General features: G+C 61.5%; 18 protein-coding genes. 12 read left to right on the top strand and 6 right to left on the bottom strand.

The genetic code is table 11. From position 1 onward, the window contains the following. Nucleotides 1–36 precede the first annotated feature (36 nt). The 3 genes from Pan44_RS27995 (at nucleotide 37) to Pan44_RS23135 (ending at nucleotide 1,586) form a co-directional block, all read left to right on the top strand. Nucleotides 37–324 (top strand): hypothetical protein, encoded by a 288-nt coding sequence (locus Pan44_RS27995; RefSeq protein WP_231754142.1) that lies wholly within the window; start codon nucleotides 37–39, stop codon nucleotides 322–324. A gap of 168 nt (nucleotides 325–492) precedes the next feature. After that, nucleotides 493–1,152 carry a hypothetical protein gene (locus tag Pan44_RS23140; protein ID WP_145034140.1) on the top strand — a complete coding sequence of 220 codons (660 nt, stop codon included), beginning with the start codon at nucleotides 493–495 and terminating at the stop codon, nucleotides 1,150–1,152. An 86-nt stretch (nucleotides 1,153–1,238) separates the two neighbouring features. Further along, on the top strand, nucleotides 1,239–1,586 hold the full coding sequence (locus Pan44_RS23135; protein ID WP_145034139.1) for a hypothetical protein: 348 nt from the start codon (nucleotides 1,239–1,241) through the stop codon (nucleotides 1,584–1,586). A 310-nt stretch (nucleotides 1,587–1,896) separates the two neighbouring features. Here the strand turns inward: Pan44_RS23135 and Pan44_RS27575 are convergent, their stop codons facing one another. Then, the gene (locus Pan44_RS27575) at nucleotides 1,897–2,070 is read right to left on the bottom strand and encodes a hypothetical protein (protein WP_197453588.1); all 174 of its coding nucleotides are present in this window, start codon (nucleotides 2,068–2,070) and stop codon (nucleotides 1,897–1,899) included. Between the two features lie 446 nt (nucleotides 2,071–2,516). Beyond that, nucleotides 2,517–3,062 carry a hypothetical protein gene (locus Pan44_RS23130; protein WP_145034138.1) on the bottom strand — a complete coding sequence of 182 codons (546 nt, stop codon included), beginning with the start codon at nucleotides 3,060–3,062 and terminating at the stop codon, nucleotides 2,517–2,519. Nucleotides 3,063–3,172: 110 nt separating this feature from the next. On the opposite strand from Pan44_RS23130, the gene Pan44_RS23125 reads away from it, so the two are divergent. Beyond that, nucleotides 3,173–3,622 carry a lipocalin family protein gene (locus tag Pan44_RS23125; protein ID WP_145034137.1) on the top strand — a complete coding sequence of 150 codons (450 nt, stop codon included), beginning with the start codon at nucleotides 3,173–3,175 and terminating at the stop codon, nucleotides 3,620–3,622. 56 nt (nucleotides 3,623–3,678) lie between these two features. Here the strand turns inward: Pan44_RS23125 and Pan44_RS23120 are convergent, their stop codons facing one another. Next, nucleotides 3,679–4,002, bottom strand: a complete 324-nt coding sequence (locus Pan44_RS23120; RefSeq protein ID WP_145034136.1) for a hypothetical protein — start codon at nucleotides 4,000–4,002, stop codon at nucleotides 3,679–3,681. 542 nt (nucleotides 4,003–4,544) lie between these two features. Here Pan44_RS23120 and Pan44_RS23115 point away from each other — a divergent pair. Beyond that, entirely contained in the window at nucleotides 4,545–4,958 is a 414-nt protein-coding gene (locus Pan44_RS23115) for a hypothetical protein (protein WP_145034135.1), read from the top strand. A gap of 154 nt (nucleotides 4,959–5,112) precedes the next feature. On the opposite strand, the gene Pan44_RS23110 is transcribed toward Pan44_RS23115, so the two are convergent. From Pan44_RS23110 to Pan44_RS23100, 3 genes are all read right to left on the bottom strand, one after another. Further along, nucleotides 5,113–5,379: a hypothetical protein gene (locus Pan44_RS23110; protein ID WP_145034134.1), complete on the bottom strand. Its 267-nt coding sequence runs from the start codon at nucleotides 5,377–5,379 to the stop codon at nucleotides 5,113–5,115. Between the two features lie 171 nt (nucleotides 5,380–5,550). Continuing rightward, nucleotides 5,551–6,060 carry a hypothetical protein gene (locus Pan44_RS23105; protein WP_145034133.1) on the bottom strand — a complete coding sequence of 170 codons (510 nt, stop codon included), beginning with the start codon at nucleotides 6,058–6,060 and terminating at the stop codon, nucleotides 5,551–5,553. A 434-nt stretch (nucleotides 6,061–6,494) separates the two neighbouring features. After that, a complete protein-coding gene (locus tag Pan44_RS23100; protein ID WP_145034132.1) occupies nucleotides 6,495–7,019 on the bottom strand; it encodes a hypothetical protein in 525 nt (174 codons plus the stop codon). A 342-nt stretch (nucleotides 7,020–7,361) separates the two neighbouring features. On the opposite strand from Pan44_RS23100, the gene Pan44_RS23095 reads away from it, so the two are divergent. From Pan44_RS23095 to Pan44_RS23065, 7 genes are all read left to right on the top strand, one after another. Then, the gene (locus tag Pan44_RS23095; protein WP_197453587.1) at nucleotides 7,362–8,363 is read left to right on the top strand and encodes a glycosyltransferase family 2 protein; all 1,002 of its coding nucleotides are present in this window, start codon (nucleotides 7,362–7,364) and stop codon (nucleotides 8,361–8,363) included. Beyond that, nucleotides 8,356–9,348 (top strand): NAD-dependent epimerase/dehydratase family protein, encoded by a 993-nt coding sequence (locus tag Pan44_RS23090; protein WP_145034130.1) that lies wholly within the window; start codon nucleotides 8,356–8,358, stop codon nucleotides 9,346–9,348. Before Pan44_RS23095 ends, Pan44_RS23090 begins: the two co-directional genes overlap by 8 nt. Next, nucleotides 9,345–10,457 carry a DegT/DnrJ/EryC1/StrS family aminotransferase gene (locus Pan44_RS23085; protein WP_145034129.1) on the top strand — a complete coding sequence of 371 codons (1,113 nt, stop codon included), beginning with the start codon at nucleotides 9,345–9,347 and terminating at the stop codon, nucleotides 10,455–10,457. The genes Pan44_RS23090 and Pan44_RS23085 overlap by 4 nt, the downstream gene beginning before the upstream one ends. Next, nucleotides 10,454–11,221, top strand: a complete 768-nt coding sequence (locus Pan44_RS23080; RefSeq protein WP_145034128.1) for a class I SAM-dependent DNA methyltransferase — start codon at nucleotides 10,454–10,456, stop codon at nucleotides 11,219–11,221. The genes Pan44_RS23085 and Pan44_RS23080 overlap by 4 nt, the downstream gene beginning before the upstream one ends. Next, nucleotides 11,218–12,831 (top strand): glycosyltransferase family 39 protein, encoded by a 1,614-nt coding sequence (locus Pan44_RS23075; RefSeq protein ID WP_145034127.1) that lies wholly within the window; start codon nucleotides 11,218–11,220, stop codon nucleotides 12,829–12,831. The genes Pan44_RS23080 and Pan44_RS23075 overlap by 4 nt, the downstream gene beginning before the upstream one ends. Before the next feature lie 3 nt (nucleotides 12,832–12,834). Further along, nucleotides 12,835–13,443 (top strand): class I SAM-dependent methyltransferase, encoded by a 609-nt coding sequence (locus tag Pan44_RS23070; RefSeq protein ID WP_145034126.1) that lies wholly within the window; start codon nucleotides 12,835–12,837, stop codon nucleotides 13,441–13,443. Nucleotides 13,444–13,619: 176 nt separating this feature from the next. Then, on the top strand, nucleotides 13,620–13,991 hold the full coding sequence (locus Pan44_RS23065) for an STAS domain-containing protein (protein WP_145034125.1): 372 nt from the start codon (nucleotides 13,620–13,622) through the stop codon (nucleotides 13,989–13,991). Nucleotides 13,992–14,173: the final 182 nt, after the last annotated feature.

The following is a 14,173-nucleotide window of genomic DNA, read 5'->3' as shown; positions in this document are numbered from 1 at the left end:
CTGATCCGGGGTTCTTTCCACCGAGAGGAAGAACTCATGGTCGATTTCAACAGGCTTCCTAAGTCATTTCGCTCGCACCTTGAAGTTGATGCAACCTCAGTCAACGACGCGAAGGCGATGCGGGACCGCTACCTACCTTCTGAGGAACTGGCCTCGCAGGCCGTCGCTGCACTGCCTGACGTTCTCCGGCACGCCCCCGACCTTGCGGACACTTTGGCGATGCTGGCAGTCGATCCACGGATGACGAAGGCTCTGGGGGGCGAGGCTGGTGCCGCGTTGATCCTAGGGTTGGCATGCGACCGACTGCGACAGGAGCGGGCGTAGGGTCACTGATTCACGGCCGGGGAGGGGATAGCCGAGCAGTCCGGTCTCAACCGACAAAGCCTCTGGGCACCTGTCCCCGGTCTTCTGAAACGACAACAACCCGGCAGCCGCCATCGGCCATCGGGGATCGTCGTGCTTATTCTCGCCCGGTTCCAAGTAGAGGTATCAATGTCCAAGTCGGTAGCTATCCGGAACAGTTTGGTCGGCAACTGGCCGTATCCGACCGCGTTGGACCAAGCTGTGCAGGCAATCGAAGACCACGATTATTCAAAATTTAACTTCACTGCCGGAGGGTCGCACAACGCCCTTGAGCACGTACGGCGGAATCGTGACGTGCTTGCCCAGCATCAAATGTTTGAAGGGTGCTTCCTCGATGCCCTGGTCGGCCATAACGTCAATGTGATGGCGTACACTCCGGGATACATCAGTGAGATGCTGCGCTTGTGCAATAGGACACTTTTAAGGGCTGCCGGAGCACCTCTGGAGATCGGCTTCCCGGTGACAGTGTATCGCGGCTTTTCCGGAATCGGCCGAAGACGAGTCGCTAGAAGTTATTCTTGGTCCCTGTCGATCGAAGTTGCTTGCTGGTTCGCTCTAAGCCGCGGTGCTGCAAATCCCGCAGTTGCTCGTGCCAAACTCACGAATCTCGACGCAGTCTTTGCGTACATCGCTGAGCGCGATGAAGACGAAGTCCTTGCAATGCCGGCCAATTATCGTTTGGTCAAGATGGCTGCAGAGGAAATGCGGCGTCTCGCGGATGTCCACCAGGCAAGGATTGATGCTGCGAACGAAGCGGAGATGCAGGCTCTCGGCCGTTCCTACACCTAATGGGCTGCAAGTAGGCGGCAGCCGACGGATAGGTCGGCTATAGTCCCCCCTGCGGGCTTCTCCTCTAACCAACCAGATTGACACCAATGGCGAAGAAGTCCGCATCCGGCAACAAGTCCGCAGCGATCCGCGAGGCCCTCCAGGCGAACCCTGACAAGGGGCCGAAGGAGATTGCGGAGATCGTCCAGGCCCTGGGCTTCAAGGTCACTCCGGCCTACGTCTCGATCGTGAAGTACAACCTGTCGAAGTCGCCCGGGGGAACGGGCCGGAAGGTGCGGGTGAAACGGTCCGGCGATCGTCGGGCAGAAGGCCACTTCGAGGGCAACGGCTTCGCCCCGATCGACGCTGCCATTCAGTTCATCCAAGCGGTCGGTGGTCTGGATCAGGCGAAGGCAATTCTGGCGACGGTGGAGCAGCTTAAGGCCGTGGTCTGAGGGCCGTGTGCTGGTGGCGGGCCGCTGAACGACGAAGCCCGCCGGGCGATGATGCCGGGCTGGCTTAATTCGTTCAACTCAGCTTCGCATCCCATGCACTCAACACAGCTGCACTTGGCTTCAACCTACGACCTACCGTTCATCCTGTTCGCTTGGACTGTGTCTCGACTTCCGTTGATCGTTGCCGCCGTCCTCTTCTTTGTTGTTCTCTTTCGCACGGGCTTTCGACGATCTCGGATGGGTTGGATCGAAAAGGCGTGCATCGCACTGATAAGCGGTTCTTGGCTTCCCTGCCATGTAAGCCCGGCTGTTATTTCCTTGGCTTGCCGACAGGCTTGCCCCATCGCTTTTCATAGGCCCTTCGCCGCTGGTCGATAACCCGTTCGTAGGTCAGTAGCAGGTCTTCGTGGGCACCGAATCCCCGCTGTTTCTCCAGTTGCTGCGAGAGGAGTAAAATGACCTTCTGCTCGACGCTCTTGGACATGAGCCCCTTGCAGGATGTCCTTAAAGCGCTGCGAAGCGTTTTCGCGAATCGGTAAGCGCGTCCCTGACCTTCAGCGAGGTCACGCTCTTCGTCTGCTGGGCACTGGAACTGTGGCCCTCCGATACCGCGAAGCATTCGGAACTTTGCCCAACCCTCCGTGGTTCTGGGAAACCAGAGATCAGACTCGGCGACGATGAACACCAACCCCGACGTGGTTAATGATCTCAGCAGCAACGGTAAATCGCCTTCTTTGTACTGCAATTCGAACCCGTCGAAGACGGTGTTAGATAGTTCCAGAGGGGTAATGATTCCCCTCCTATGCATCTCTGCTTGCCGCTTAATGAAGGTTGTCGCAGCTTCCGTTTCCACTCTTCAGACTCCAGCATATCGTGAAGCTATTCGTGATCTCCGGCGTCTGCGTTTCGGCTTCGGAGGAGTGTCTTCGGTCATTCTGAAGGACGCCGCCACACAATCGGGTGATCCGCACCTCCCAGAATGGAAGTCCATCTGCGTTGACCGGGGGCCGCCCCCCTCATTCCACTTGGGAACCCTGCCACATCAGTTCCACCCGAGACGACGAACCCGAAGCACTGGATCAGTGCCACCATGCAACCTGAACCACCGTAAGGACCGCCAAAAGGGTCATACTCAAGCCTGGACTGACCGTTGTCGTTTCGCTGACAGGCGATCAGCTGATAGTCACCATTCTTGAACGCCTCGATCATGGAGAAGAATTCCCATTCGAGACGTGGCCGACCTGCTTGGTGGCTCAACTCGAAGTCAGGAATCCCGGGCAGCCAGCGAGCACGGTCTTCGTCCGTCCACCAGTTGAAGCAGTCGAGTGCTTCACGGTCAAAGAGTTCAGGCCATTGATCGTCTGGACGAAACTTGTCTGAGTCTTTGTCCTGCTTCAAGGCCTCAAAGACGCCACGGAAACGATCAAAGGCGACCGCATCGGGTGCCGTGAATTCGACAACAAAATACCGTGTCATGGAGCCCTAGCCTTAATCTTGGCGCGAAGTCGCCGCCACCAGTCTACCCACCATCCCCTCTCGCCGCGATCCCCTGCCCGCCGTTAGACTCACCCTCGGAGGGCTACCCGATGGAACCACCCGAGCAAGCACCAAGCACACCACCGAAGAGACGCCGACGCCGCTGGCTGATCGCCGCGTTCGTCCTCGTGCTGGTGTCGCTGGCCTCCTGGTGGTACTGGCCGCGAGGGGATGCGCGGTTCGTGGGGAAGTGGAGATGTCGTGACGGAACTTGGACGCTCCGCCGCAATGGCCTTTTGAGTATGAAGGAGAGGGGCTCACTCGGCACTCTGTGGTGCAAGTGGAACACTCTCGGAGATGAACTCATCGTGTCCGATTTCAGTCGAGGGCAAGCAGTCGACACGGTTCGCTTGCTCGCAAAGCTCATCAACAGCCAAAACTATCTGGCCGTGGGGGCGGACGGTGCCCGCTTTCGGGTGTTATCGGCATCAGCAAGCCGCATCGTGCTTGAAGCAGACGGATCGACTGAAATCGTGACGCTGAACCGCATCTCCGAATGACCTCTCCCCCGTCACCACCGAACCGGCACAGTCGACGGGCTGTGGTGGCCTTCGGACTACGAAAAGTCAGGATCGTAGCTGGTAGCCGCCTCCCGCTTAGCGGCGAGCTGGTCCCAGCATTCGAGTAAGAGGTCCGCAGTCCGATCAGGTCGACGGTACAGAATGCCTGAGGCCGTCACGATCGAAGACACGACGAGGGTGATGCCAATTGTCATCCCGATGATCGCACCGAAGATGAGAGTGAGCGTGTAGTCAAAATCGACGGGAATCTCACTCTCCCGATCACGAAGCACCGCTACCGCCGCCGAGATCCTGTGTCCCAGGTACAGAAAACTGCCAGCACCGAAAAGAAAGAAGACGCCCCCGCTGATCGCCAACATTGACCCAACTCGGCGGCGTGAAGGCTGAAGTCGCCGGACGGACTCCACGTACTCGGCGTCAGTGGTGTGTTTCTTCATTCTCGGTAGGCTTGCATGTAGCACGAGGTCGCGACCGCGAGTCATTCTACAGCCGCTCCGAACGTGAATGTCAGCGTCAGCCTGAGCCTCCCTGCTTCGGTCCTCAGACGCCCCGTAGACCACTCCTGTGCCCTGGACAACCTAACACACCACCTGCTAGCCCACGGCCTCCTACGCCTCTCTACGGGCCTCCCCAGCGTCAGCCATCAACCGGGCCATCCTGACGACCTGCTCGCGATCCGGCACCGAAAGACGGGGCCAGATGGCGAGGAGATCGGCGAGCTCTTTGTCGACTGCGTTGGATTCTGCGTTGCCTTGCTGAAAACATGCCATTTCCCCTGGGTTTTCGGGGGTAGTTTCTGGTCCTGTAACGCCCACTTTTCTCCTGCTGAACCGTCGCGGTTCTGATTCTCTCTCAGGGAGTGCTCGCGCTGGCGGGATTTTCTCTTTGCAACAGGCGGGCAATGACGACCGGTACTCAGAGATGGCTCATCGTGAGCGTCTCGCTGTTCGTGGTGAGCATCGGGGGTTGGTCGCTCCGCCCGGCAAGTCGGGCGAGTTTCGTCGGCAAGTGGACTGTGGCCACCATCGATGAGGCGGGAGGCACTGAGCCGATGGTGAGCTTGAAGCAGACGCTGATTCTTCGCCCGGACGGCAGCGGCGACCTCTACGACTACAAAGATCGCCACGTTCACTCGCTCACCTGGAATGTCCGGGACAATGAATTCCAGGAACGTTGGTCGCCCCGCATTGGCCGGAACCGTCGGGCTTCGACGTCACGGTTCGGGATCACCCACACGATTGAATCGATCGCAAGAGATACGATCACACTCACCGGCGGGTACGCCGTCACAACATTGACACGCATCCCTCAGTGATCGTGCCCACAACGACTTCGCGGCGAGAGTTCTCGAACCACGCCACACCCGACCGGGCCATGCTGCCGGTGCGAGTCAGCCGGACGCCGTGGTGTCCTGCGGCGGGCTGGGACCAGTCTGCCTCGACTCCCATGCCGCTTCTTGGTGCGGACCGCTAGATGACGTGGCTTTCAGGCGCACGCTCTGGCTCCGGCTCGCGTGACACCAATGCGAGCGGAAATTTGTTCTGAATGTCGGTGAGCACGCCGTCTGGCAAGTCCTTCGAGATAAAGAAAACTGTTCCGCGAGGGCAGTCGCCGCGGCCATTAAGTAGCTGCTCTGCCTGCTCCTGATCTTGCACCCACACAATCAGAAAAGTTCCTTCGACGACGTGCTTGGCCGTGTCGAGAAAACCGGACGCCCACCGGTCGAATGGCGACACGACCCAGACTTCCAGGCCGAGCGATTCGACGGATGCGGCCCAGTGTCGACGGTGGAGATGAGACGAGACTGGGATACAGACGAAAGCACTGATCGCCAACACTCCGACCGCCAGCCAGCGTCCGAGTTTCGACTTTGGAGCGGTCTCGGTCACAGTTGGTCGTCATCTCCGTCAGCAGTCAAGACCCTTCGACAGATACTCGCTTTCTCGCAGCACAGCGGCAAGAACCGGATCAGTGTTCCAACTTTCAAAGAGCCGCGGGACTCCGGGCATCGGAAACACGTGCTCCATGAAGCCAAGAACCACCAGGTCCGCCCGGGGCGCGGGCCATGACGCCAACATTTCGGGCAGGCGCAGGACGATCCGTCGAACACATGGATTCGCTTGCCGCCCCGAGCGCCATCCAAGGACGAACAATGCTCGCAGGTACTGGATCGCCTCGAAGCCACTGAGTTCAGGGTCGTCTTCCATCGCCAGAATGCACATGCGGTCCACGACGACTTCCGACTCGGCCCGTAGGGAGGTCTCGCCCAACAACTCGGGGCGCTCTACGAATAGCCGTGCCAGGCCATCGGCGGCCAGAGCCGTGTCATCGGCGATCAACTCTTGCAGGTCGGAAGATGTGATTTGATGGGCGGAGACCAGTTGCATGAAGATGCTGTTCGCCCGCTCCTCGTCCATACTGCACCTTCAGCGAATTACGGCCTGACCGGCGCAAGTCTACCCACCATCCCCTCTCGCCGCGATCCCCTGCCCGCCGGTAGACTCACCCTCGGAGCGCTACCCGATGGAACCGAGCACACCACCGACGAAGAGACGCCGTCAGCCAGCGGCGAACTGCTGAAGCAACTCCGACTCGCAGTTCGCCCTCATTCGCGATCGGTAACGCGATTGGACGGAGCACATCCTCCTGAGCCTTCCTTTCGTCACCAGCAAAACCATTCTCGCAGTCAACAAGAAGCTCTTCACCCATCGAGTTCATTCCACCGAGTCGCGACGGCTCCGAGCGGAAATGTTCGAGACGGCGAGGAAACAAGGAGACGACGCTGCGGTCACACTCGATCGTGTCGCGGAATGAGAATTCACGGCCGGTGGTCCGGCCGGGATGGGGCGGGCTACTTGAATGTTCCGAGTTCCGTCCTGAACGGTTGGCCTTGCGCGGCCGGGTTGATGAGGACGATGTAGTCAGGAAGAGCGTCTGAGGCGGGGCCGTCTGGTGTCTGCATGCCCGGTTCTTCGTCCCACGCGATCAGGTGTGCCCTTGCCGAATACTGGCCGGCGGCCAGGGGGAGGACCGCGTGTGCGTCCGGTTCTCCGGAGACTCCCTCGATGCCGGACAGACTGATTTTCCCCTTGGACTGAAGGCGGTAAGGCTGCGAGGCGACGATCAAATATTGCGTTTCCCGCTCGCTCAGCTCGGCCGGCGCTTCGTTCGTTCCGACCCGGATCTCGATGGCCATTGCTCCATCGGAGCCGATGTTGAGCGGCACGAAGTGTCCCGCCTCGATCTGCCGTTTGATGTCGGCATCCTCGAGCAGTGATTTCGCCCAGGAGTCGTAGTCCTTAATGTCGGCGAAGGCAGCGGTGTCCCAGACACAATGCATGCCGGCATTGGTGACATAATCGCCCCGGTGAAACATTGAACGCTCCCAATTGCCCCGAGATGCCAGCCCAAGAGATGGTCAGTCTGCCGGGGGAAAGTTGAGGGTGTCAAGCAGCGTCCGTGGACGTGTCGGAGTTGCGGTGCACGTCTGACGCTCTTTTCGGGCTTTGCTTTCGCACGACAGGACAGTGACCAGTCTCAAGTTGTGCCGACTCGTGTCCCGTCGTAGGCTGGCCAACTGGCAGATGTCGCGTCCTGATCGCTGCGGCGTTTGCCTGATTGTGATTCGGCCGGCGGTGGGTCCTTGAACCGCATGTCGGCCAGAACTCATTCCTGCGTGCTTCCCCTGGTCGCGCGCACGACGGTCCGGGAGCGCGCCTTGTCTTCGCCTGTCGAAATCTCGTTCGTGATCCCCGTCTATAACGGCAGCGCGACCGTTCATACGGTCGTCGATCGCATCCGCCGGGCGTTTGCCGGACGCGCCATCGAGATCATTCTCGTCAACGACGGCTCGCCCGACGACAGCGAGCGGGTCTGCGCCGCCCTCGTTGATCGCTATCCGGGCCTGATCACGTTCCTCCACCTCTCGCGCAACTTCGGCGAACACAGCGCCGTACTGGCAGGGCTTTCCCATGCCCACGGCCGGGCGGTGGCGGTTCTCGACGACGACGGCCAGAACCCGCCGGAAGAAGTCGTACGGATGCACAAGGTGCTACAGGAGGGAAACTACGACGTCGTTTACGGGCGTTACGCCGAGAAGAAGCATCACTGGTTCCGGAACCTGGGAAGCCGGTTCAACGATCGACTCGCCACGCTGATGCTCAAGAAGCCGAAGGACATCTACCTTTCGAGCTTCAAGGTGCTCAACCGCTTTATCGTGGATGAAGTGACGCGCTATCGCGGGCCGCATCCGTATATCGACGGGCTGATTTTCCGGACGACGCGGAACATCGGACAGATCGTCGTCGAGCATCAGGAGCGGATCGCGGGCCAGTCGAACTACACGCTCAAGCGACTGGTCCGCTTGTGGCTCAACATGTTCCTCGGGTTCTCTATCGCTCCGCTGCGACTGGCGATCGTGATGGGGCTGGTCACCTCGCTGTTCAGCCTGGGGATGCTGGGCCTGATTCTCATCGACAAAATCTGGATCAACCCGGGGGTCCCCGTCGGCATTCCGACGGTTCTCACGAGCATCGCGCTGTTCGCCGGCGTGCAGCTGATGGTGCTGGGCATGGTCGGCGAATACATCGGTCGCATCTTCCTCGAACAGAACGGCATGCCGCAGTTCGTGGTCCGTTACATGAAACGCGGCCCCGAATCGGGATGGATGTACGACAGCAGCGATTCGATCCCGGCCTTTGGGGGCCAGCGTGATGAGTGAGGCGTGGCAGGGGCGGCGCGTCGTCGTCACGGGCGGACTGGGGTTCATCGGCAGCAATCTCGTCCTGCGCCTCGCCGGCGAGGGGGCGGAAGCGACGGTCATCGATCTGCCCGACCCCGAGTGCGCGGGAGACTTTCGTCACCTGGGACCGGTCGCGGATCGAGTCACCGTCATCCGGGCCGACCTGTCACTCCCCGGCGATTGGAGGCGAGCGATCGAGAACGCTGAGGTCGTCTTCCATCTGGCCGGCCAGGTGAGTCATTCGGCCAGCATGTCCGATCCCGTGGCCGACCTGCGTCACAACTGCGGCAGTCTCCTGCAGGTGCTCGAGGCGGCCCGGGCAGCCCGCACCTCTCCCAGGCTGGTGTTCGCCAGTACCCGTCAGGTCTACGGCAGGGCGATTGCCCTGCCGGTCCGGGAGTCGCATCCGCTCCGACCGCCGGACGTCAACGGCGTGCACAACGTGGCGGGCGAGGAATACCTGCGTCTCTATCGCGAAGTCCATGGACTGCAGTCGACAACGATTCGGCTCGCTAACACGTATGGCCCGCGGATGGATTTGCGCCATGCGGGACGAGGCGTGCTGAACGTCTTTCTGGCCCGCGCGCTTCTTGGCCAGCCTATCACCATCTTCGGGGATGGATCACAGAAACGGGACATCAACCACGTCGACGATGTGGTTGAGGCGCTGCTGCTTGCTGCCCGAGTCAATCAGGCTGGCCCGTTCCACCTGGGATCTCCCGTTCCGGCAACTCTATCTGATTTTCTGCAGGCGCTGCAGACCCGGCTGCCCGTCGAGGTTTCTCACCAGCCCTTTCCTCCCGAACTGGAGGCGATCGACATCGGAGACAGCCACTGCGACATCGCAGCGTTCCAGGCCGCGACCGGGTGGTCGCCTGCGACTCCGCTTGACGAAGGCCTGGCGCGAACCATCAAGTGGTTCCTTTCCAACCCGCACGCGCTTCCCCGAGCGGCCACGAGATGATCAAGGCGTTTGATTACCTGAGGGATTTCGAGACTCATCAGGCGGAGTTCATGTCGGCCATCGAGCGGGTGATCCGGTCGGGCCAGTTGATCCTCGGGCCCGAAGTGAATGCGTTCGAGGCCGGGTTCGCGGCCTACGTCGGCGCGCAGCATGCGGTCGGCGTCGCCTCGGGAACCGATGCCCTCGAGCTCGCGCTGCTGGTCGCCGGCGTGTCGAGCGGCGATGAAGTGATCACCGTGGCGAACTCGGCGGTTCCAACAGCCGCCGCGATCCGGGAAGTGGGCGCTGTCCCGCGATTTGTCGACATCGATCCCCGAACACTGAACATCGACGCAGACGCGGCCGCCCGCGCCATCACCGACCGGACGCGCGCCCTGCTTCCCGTGCACCTGCATGGAACTCCCGTCGACATGGCGCCGCTTCTCGAGATCGCCAGACGGCGGAATCTCCGCATCATCGAGGATTGTGCCCACGCCCATGGCTCCCGATTGCGCGGACAGCATGTCGGCACGGCAGGGGACGTCGGCTGCTTCTCCTTTTACCCGACGAAGAACCTCGGGGCCTATGGGGACGGCGGGATGTGCGTCACCAATGACCCGGCCCTCGCGGAAAGGCTGCGCGCCCTCCGGATGTATGGCTTCGGACCGGGCCGCATCGCGATGACCGATGGACGCAACAGCCGCCTCGACGAGCTTCAGGCGGCGGTGCTGAGAGTGAAGCTGAATCATTTTCCCCGGCAACTGGCCGCCCGGCGCCGCATCGCCGAGCGCTATGCCGAAGGGCTCGCGGATGTCGATGCGGGGCTCCCGCCAGCCGATGCGGATTCCCAGTCCGCGTTCCATCAGTTCGTCATTCGAACCAATGACCGCCAGCGAGTGACCAGCTGTCTCGATGAAGCCGGAATCGGCTGGGGAATCCACTATGAGACCCCGTTGCATCACATGCCGGCCTACCGGGATTTTCACGCGGGCCTCGCGCCGCTGCCGCATACAGACGCCGCGGCCGGCGCGATTCTGTCGCTTCCGATCTTCCCGGAACTGCGCGACGACGAGGTCGACCGGGTGATTGAGGTTCTCCGCTCTGCACTTCCGGGTCGCACCGACCCATGAATCCCGCAGAGTACGACCGGATGGCCGCGCTGGAGGAGACGCACTGGTGGTATGCCGGTGTCCGGGATCTCTTTTCCCGACTTCTGAAGCGTCCTCGATTCTCGCCTCCTGACCGCCCACGCGTGCTTGATGCGGGCTGCGGGAGCGGCGCACACCTGCAGATGTTCCAGAGCCTGCTGAATCCGAGCTACCTGGGGGGCTTCGACCTCTCGCCTCTCGCGGTCGGGCATGCTCGACAAAAGAATCCCCAGGCCGATGTTTACGAAGGAGATCTGTGCCACCCCGAGATCCGCACGCCGGATCTCGACCTCCTTTTCTGCTGCGACGTCCTCTACACGACCCCGCTGGACGAAGGGACCGCCGGCCTCAAAACGCTCACCCGCACGCTCCGGCCGGGCGGCCTCCTGCTGCTGCATCTCCCGGCCTATAACTGGCTCCGGAGCCGGCACGACCTTGCAGTTCATACCCGACAACGTTTCACTACTAGCTCGGCCCGGAAGCTCCTGGAGCTTCTCGACCTGCGGGTGGAACTGCTGTCGTACAGAATGTCCGTGCTTTTTCCCGCGCTCGTCGCCCGACGGGCGCCGTCACTGTTGTTTCGTCGCCATGAAGATTCCGGGGATGTCGTTTCGGACCTGGCGGCGACCCCGCCGCTGATGAATCGAGTCCTGGAGAGTGCACTGAAGGCCGAGAACCGGATCATCTCCTGCGGCATTCCATTGCCGTTCGGAAGTTCCATTGTCGCTGTAGGGCGCAAGCCATGAATGGCGTCAAACGGAATCGTCAAAAACTCTCCGACACCGCGTCGCTTGCGATTCCAAGCATCGAGACGGTGGAAGAGATCCCCGTCTTCATCGCGGCCCCCCACGATCGAGCCCACCTGCTGGTGCTGCTCGCGGCGCTCGTGATCGGATTCGGGCTGATGGTGCCCGCGCTCCGGCCGGTGCCTCTCGCCATGGACGAGTATGGCACCTACTGGATCATGTCCGATGAGAATCCGCTCACCCTCATGGAGCGGAGCCTGCAGTACGAGAACATCCCTCCCCTGTCGCCGCTTGTTCGCCGGGTCTTCTTCCAGACGTTCGGGCAGAACGAATTCGCGTTTCGACTCCCCTTCGTCGTGTGGTACCTGCTGACGATCGGAGCCGTGTACCTGCTAGGACGCGACCTGTTGGGAAAGTTTCCCGGCGCGCTGGCGGCGCTCGTGTGCGCGCTGCATCAGAATGTGCTCGGGGAGGTAACGATCGCCCGGTGCTACGGCCTGGGGCTGCTGCTCGCCACTCTCTCGTACTGGGTCACGGTCCGCTGGATGAGGTCGCCCCGGCAAATTGGCTGGGCCATGGCCTGGACCGCACTCAGTTCAGCGCTGGTGTGGACGCACTATCTCAACGTGGCCGTCACGCTGTCGCAGGCGGTAGTCCTCGCGTACGCCTTCTTCCGGCAGAACATCCATGTGAAGGCGATGGGGATCGTGGCCGTGGCCGCGTATGTCGCCTCGATGATTCCGCTCCTGCCCGCGATTTTCCGGATGGCCCAGTGGGGCTCGTCATTCGGTTTCCAGGGGACGGACCCGATCTGGCGGATCCTGATTCCGCTGTGGTGGCTGGGCCTGCCGGCCGGGGCCCTCGTTGGATGGCTCCTCTCCAGAAAGTTTCGGGCGCCGACTCTGTCCGCGATCCCGAGGTCGTCGTTCGTCGTGCTGCTGCTCTGGGGGCTTCTGCCACCAGTCCTGGCGTCGATTGTCTGCCGCGATGATTTTGCCAGCCTCTCGAATCCGCGCTACCGCATCGGATTCGCGGGGCCGGCCGCCTGCCTCATCGCCGGCCTGCTCTGCCATCGGCGTTCCCGCGGCGTGGCTCTGCTCTCCGTGATCACGGCCATCGTCTTCGCCTGGCTGCCGGCCCCCCGCGCACCGTGGAGCATGAAACGCCTGGGAGCCCAGCAGTCGCACGAATGGAAAGACATGGCGCTGCAGATCGAAGAGCGCGGCGCCAAAGGAGAGCCGATCTTCGTCCAGAGCGGCCTCGGGGAAGGTTTCCTCATCCCGGGCTTCTACCTGAACCCGGTGTTCCTGGATTACGCCGCCTGCCGTCTCGGCCGGTTTTACTGCAAGACGGAACACCCCCGCATCGGCCTGCCGTTCCTGTGGGACTCGTTCCCGGAAATGCAGGAACACTACGCGGAACTGGCCCGGAAGTACGTCGCGGAGAATCACAAGACGCTGTGGCTCGCAGGCGCGACCGACACGGATCTCAACGTCCGCTCGATTTCCGGTTTTGACAAGATCCTGACCGAGAACGGATTCCGGTTGATCGAGCAGACCAAGCATCACTACTCGGTGCTCCTGCGCTACGAACACCAGTCGGCCAAGTGATCGATGACTGAGAGCTCACTGGTCCGCCGGCTGGCGGGCGTGCCGCGACTGTTCGACGCGTTGCGGTGGATGCTCGAGGGGGGCTACCGGGGACACCACGGAGTCGTCGCCCGGCACCTGAACAATGTCGGACGGGTCCTCGATCTGGGGTGTGGAACTGGCATCTATGCCCCGTTTTTCCCGCCCGATTCCTATGTCGGCGCCGACCTCAGCGAGGCGTATATCGCCGCCGCACAGGCCAAGTTCCCCGGACATCGCTTCGTCGTCCAGGATGGAACACGAACCTCGTTCCAGGAAGCGGAGTTCGACGCCTGCATGATTTCCGGCGTCCTGCATCACCTGGACGACAGCCAGGCGGCCCAGTTGCTGGAAGAAGCGTCCCGTGTCGTTCGCCCCGGAGGAACCATCGTGGTCTGGGAAGACATCCCCTCACGCTGGTGGAACGGCGTGGGGCATGTGATCCATCGCCTCGACCTGGGGAACCACATCCGCTCGCCCGAGGGTTACCGTCAGCTTCTGCAGCGTCATTTCACGATCGTCTGTAGCGAGCACATGCGAAGCGGCGCCATGGACTACCAGGTTTTTCAGGCGAAACGTCCGGCCGCCCTCTGAATTTCTTCACTTCTTGCACCTGCTGAAAACCGGGGGTATCGTTGCGTGGAACGGGCCACCCATCGAAACCCTTCTTCGATGTTGCAGGCGGGTGTTGCCGTTTCGCCACATTGATGCCGTGACGATTGGCGTTTCGTCTTCTGACGATCCACCCTGCACGGGGAGCCCTTCTTTTCATGCAGCACCTCAAGATCTTTCTCGTCGAGCAAGCCGGACCGACGGTGATCTTGACCCCCCAGGGCGATCCCAGCAGCTTCCGCTACCGCGACCTGCAGGCCGAAACGAACTCGCTGCGAAGTCATATGGCGCAGCCGGGCAACACCAACGTGATCGTCGATCTGCGCCACTGCCAGTATTTCGGATCGGAATTCATCGGCGCCCTGGTGTCGATTCTTCGCGAAGTGCGAGGGCGAAAAGGGCGCTGCGCGCTGTGCGGCGCCACGGAACAGATGCGGCTCGTACTTCAGAACATGAGCCTCTTCCGCCTCTGGCCGTATCACGAGAATCGTGATGAGGCCCTCCTCGCAATCGAGCAGCCGGTGGCCTGAAACGGGCGCCGAGAGCGCCGACGTCCAGCGAATCCCGGAAACTCCGGATTTTGCGGACAATTCGCCGGATCCCGCGCATCCCTCGCCGGAAGGCGCAATCCCTGCATCTGCTTCAGGCATCAAACGCTCTCCTCAAGTCACGCTCCGCGGTGTCCGATGATTCCCGCGAGCGGACCTGCTCG

The organism is Caulifigura coniformis (genome assembly GCF_007745175.1).
Taxonomy (GTDB): domain Bacteria; phylum Planctomycetota; class Planctomycetia; order Planctomycetales; family Planctomycetaceae; genus Caulifigura; species Caulifigura coniformis.
This window is presented reverse-complemented; position numbering and strand designations above follow the sequence as displayed.

Bases quoted from the DNA above. Each gene is read 5' to 3' on its own strand.
- Pan44_RS23115 (WP_145034135.1), top strand. From the start codon at position 4,545: ATGACGACCGGTACTCAGAGATGGCTCATCGTGAGCGTCTCGCTGTTC.
- Pan44_RS23135 (WP_145034139.1), top strand. From the start codon at position 1,239: ATGGCGAAGAAGTCCGCATCCGGCAACAAGTCCGCAGCGATCCGCGAG.
- Pan44_RS23125 (WP_145034137.1), top strand. From the start codon at position 3,173: ATGGAACCACCCGAGCAAGCACCAAGCACACCACCGAAGAGACGCCGA.
- Pan44_RS23075 (WP_145034127.1), top strand. From the start codon at position 11,218: ATGAATGGCGTCAAACGGAATCGTCAAAAACTCTCCGACACCGCGTCG.
- Pan44_RS27575 (WP_197453588.1), bottom strand. From the start codon at position 2,070: ATGTCCAAGAGCGTCGAGCAGAAGGTCATTTTACTCCTCTCGCAGCAA.
- Pan44_RS23120 (WP_145034136.1), bottom strand. From the start codon at position 4,002: ATGTTGGCGATCAGCGGGGGCGTCTTCTTTCTTTTCGGTGCTGGCAGT.
- Pan44_RS23080 (WP_145034128.1), top strand. From the start codon at position 10,454: ATGAATCCCGCAGAGTACGACCGGATGGCCGCGCTGGAGGAGACGCAC.
- Pan44_RS23100 (WP_145034132.1), bottom strand. From the start codon at position 7,019: ATGTTTCACCGGGGCGATTATGTCACCAATGCCGGCATGCATTGTGTC.
- Pan44_RS23105 (WP_145034133.1), bottom strand. From the start codon at position 6,060: ATGGACGAGGAGCGGGCGAACAGCATCTTCATGCAACTGGTCTCCGCC.
- Pan44_RS23070 (WP_145034126.1), top strand. From the start codon at position 12,835: ATGACTGAGAGCTCACTGGTCCGCCGGCTGGCGGGCGTGCCGCGACTG.
- Pan44_RS23140 (WP_145034140.1), top strand. From the start codon at position 493: ATGTCCAAGTCGGTAGCTATCCGGAACAGTTTGGTCGGCAACTGGCCG.
- Pan44_RS23130 (WP_145034138.1), bottom strand. From the start codon at position 3,062: ATGACACGGTATTTTGTTGTCGAATTCACGGCACCCGATGCGGTCGCC.
- Pan44_RS23085 (WP_145034129.1), top strand. From the start codon at position 9,345: ATGATCAAGGCGTTTGATTACCTGAGGGATTTCGAGACTCATCAGGCG.
- Pan44_RS27995 (WP_231754142.1), top strand. From the start codon at position 37: ATGGTCGATTTCAACAGGCTTCCTAAGTCATTTCGCTCGCACCTTGAA.
- Pan44_RS23090 (WP_145034130.1), top strand. From the start codon at position 8,356: ATGAGTGAGGCGTGGCAGGGGCGGCGCGTCGTCGTCACGGGCGGACTG.
- Pan44_RS23065 (WP_145034125.1), top strand. From the start codon at position 13,620: ATGCAGCACCTCAAGATCTTTCTCGTCGAGCAAGCCGGACCGACGGTG.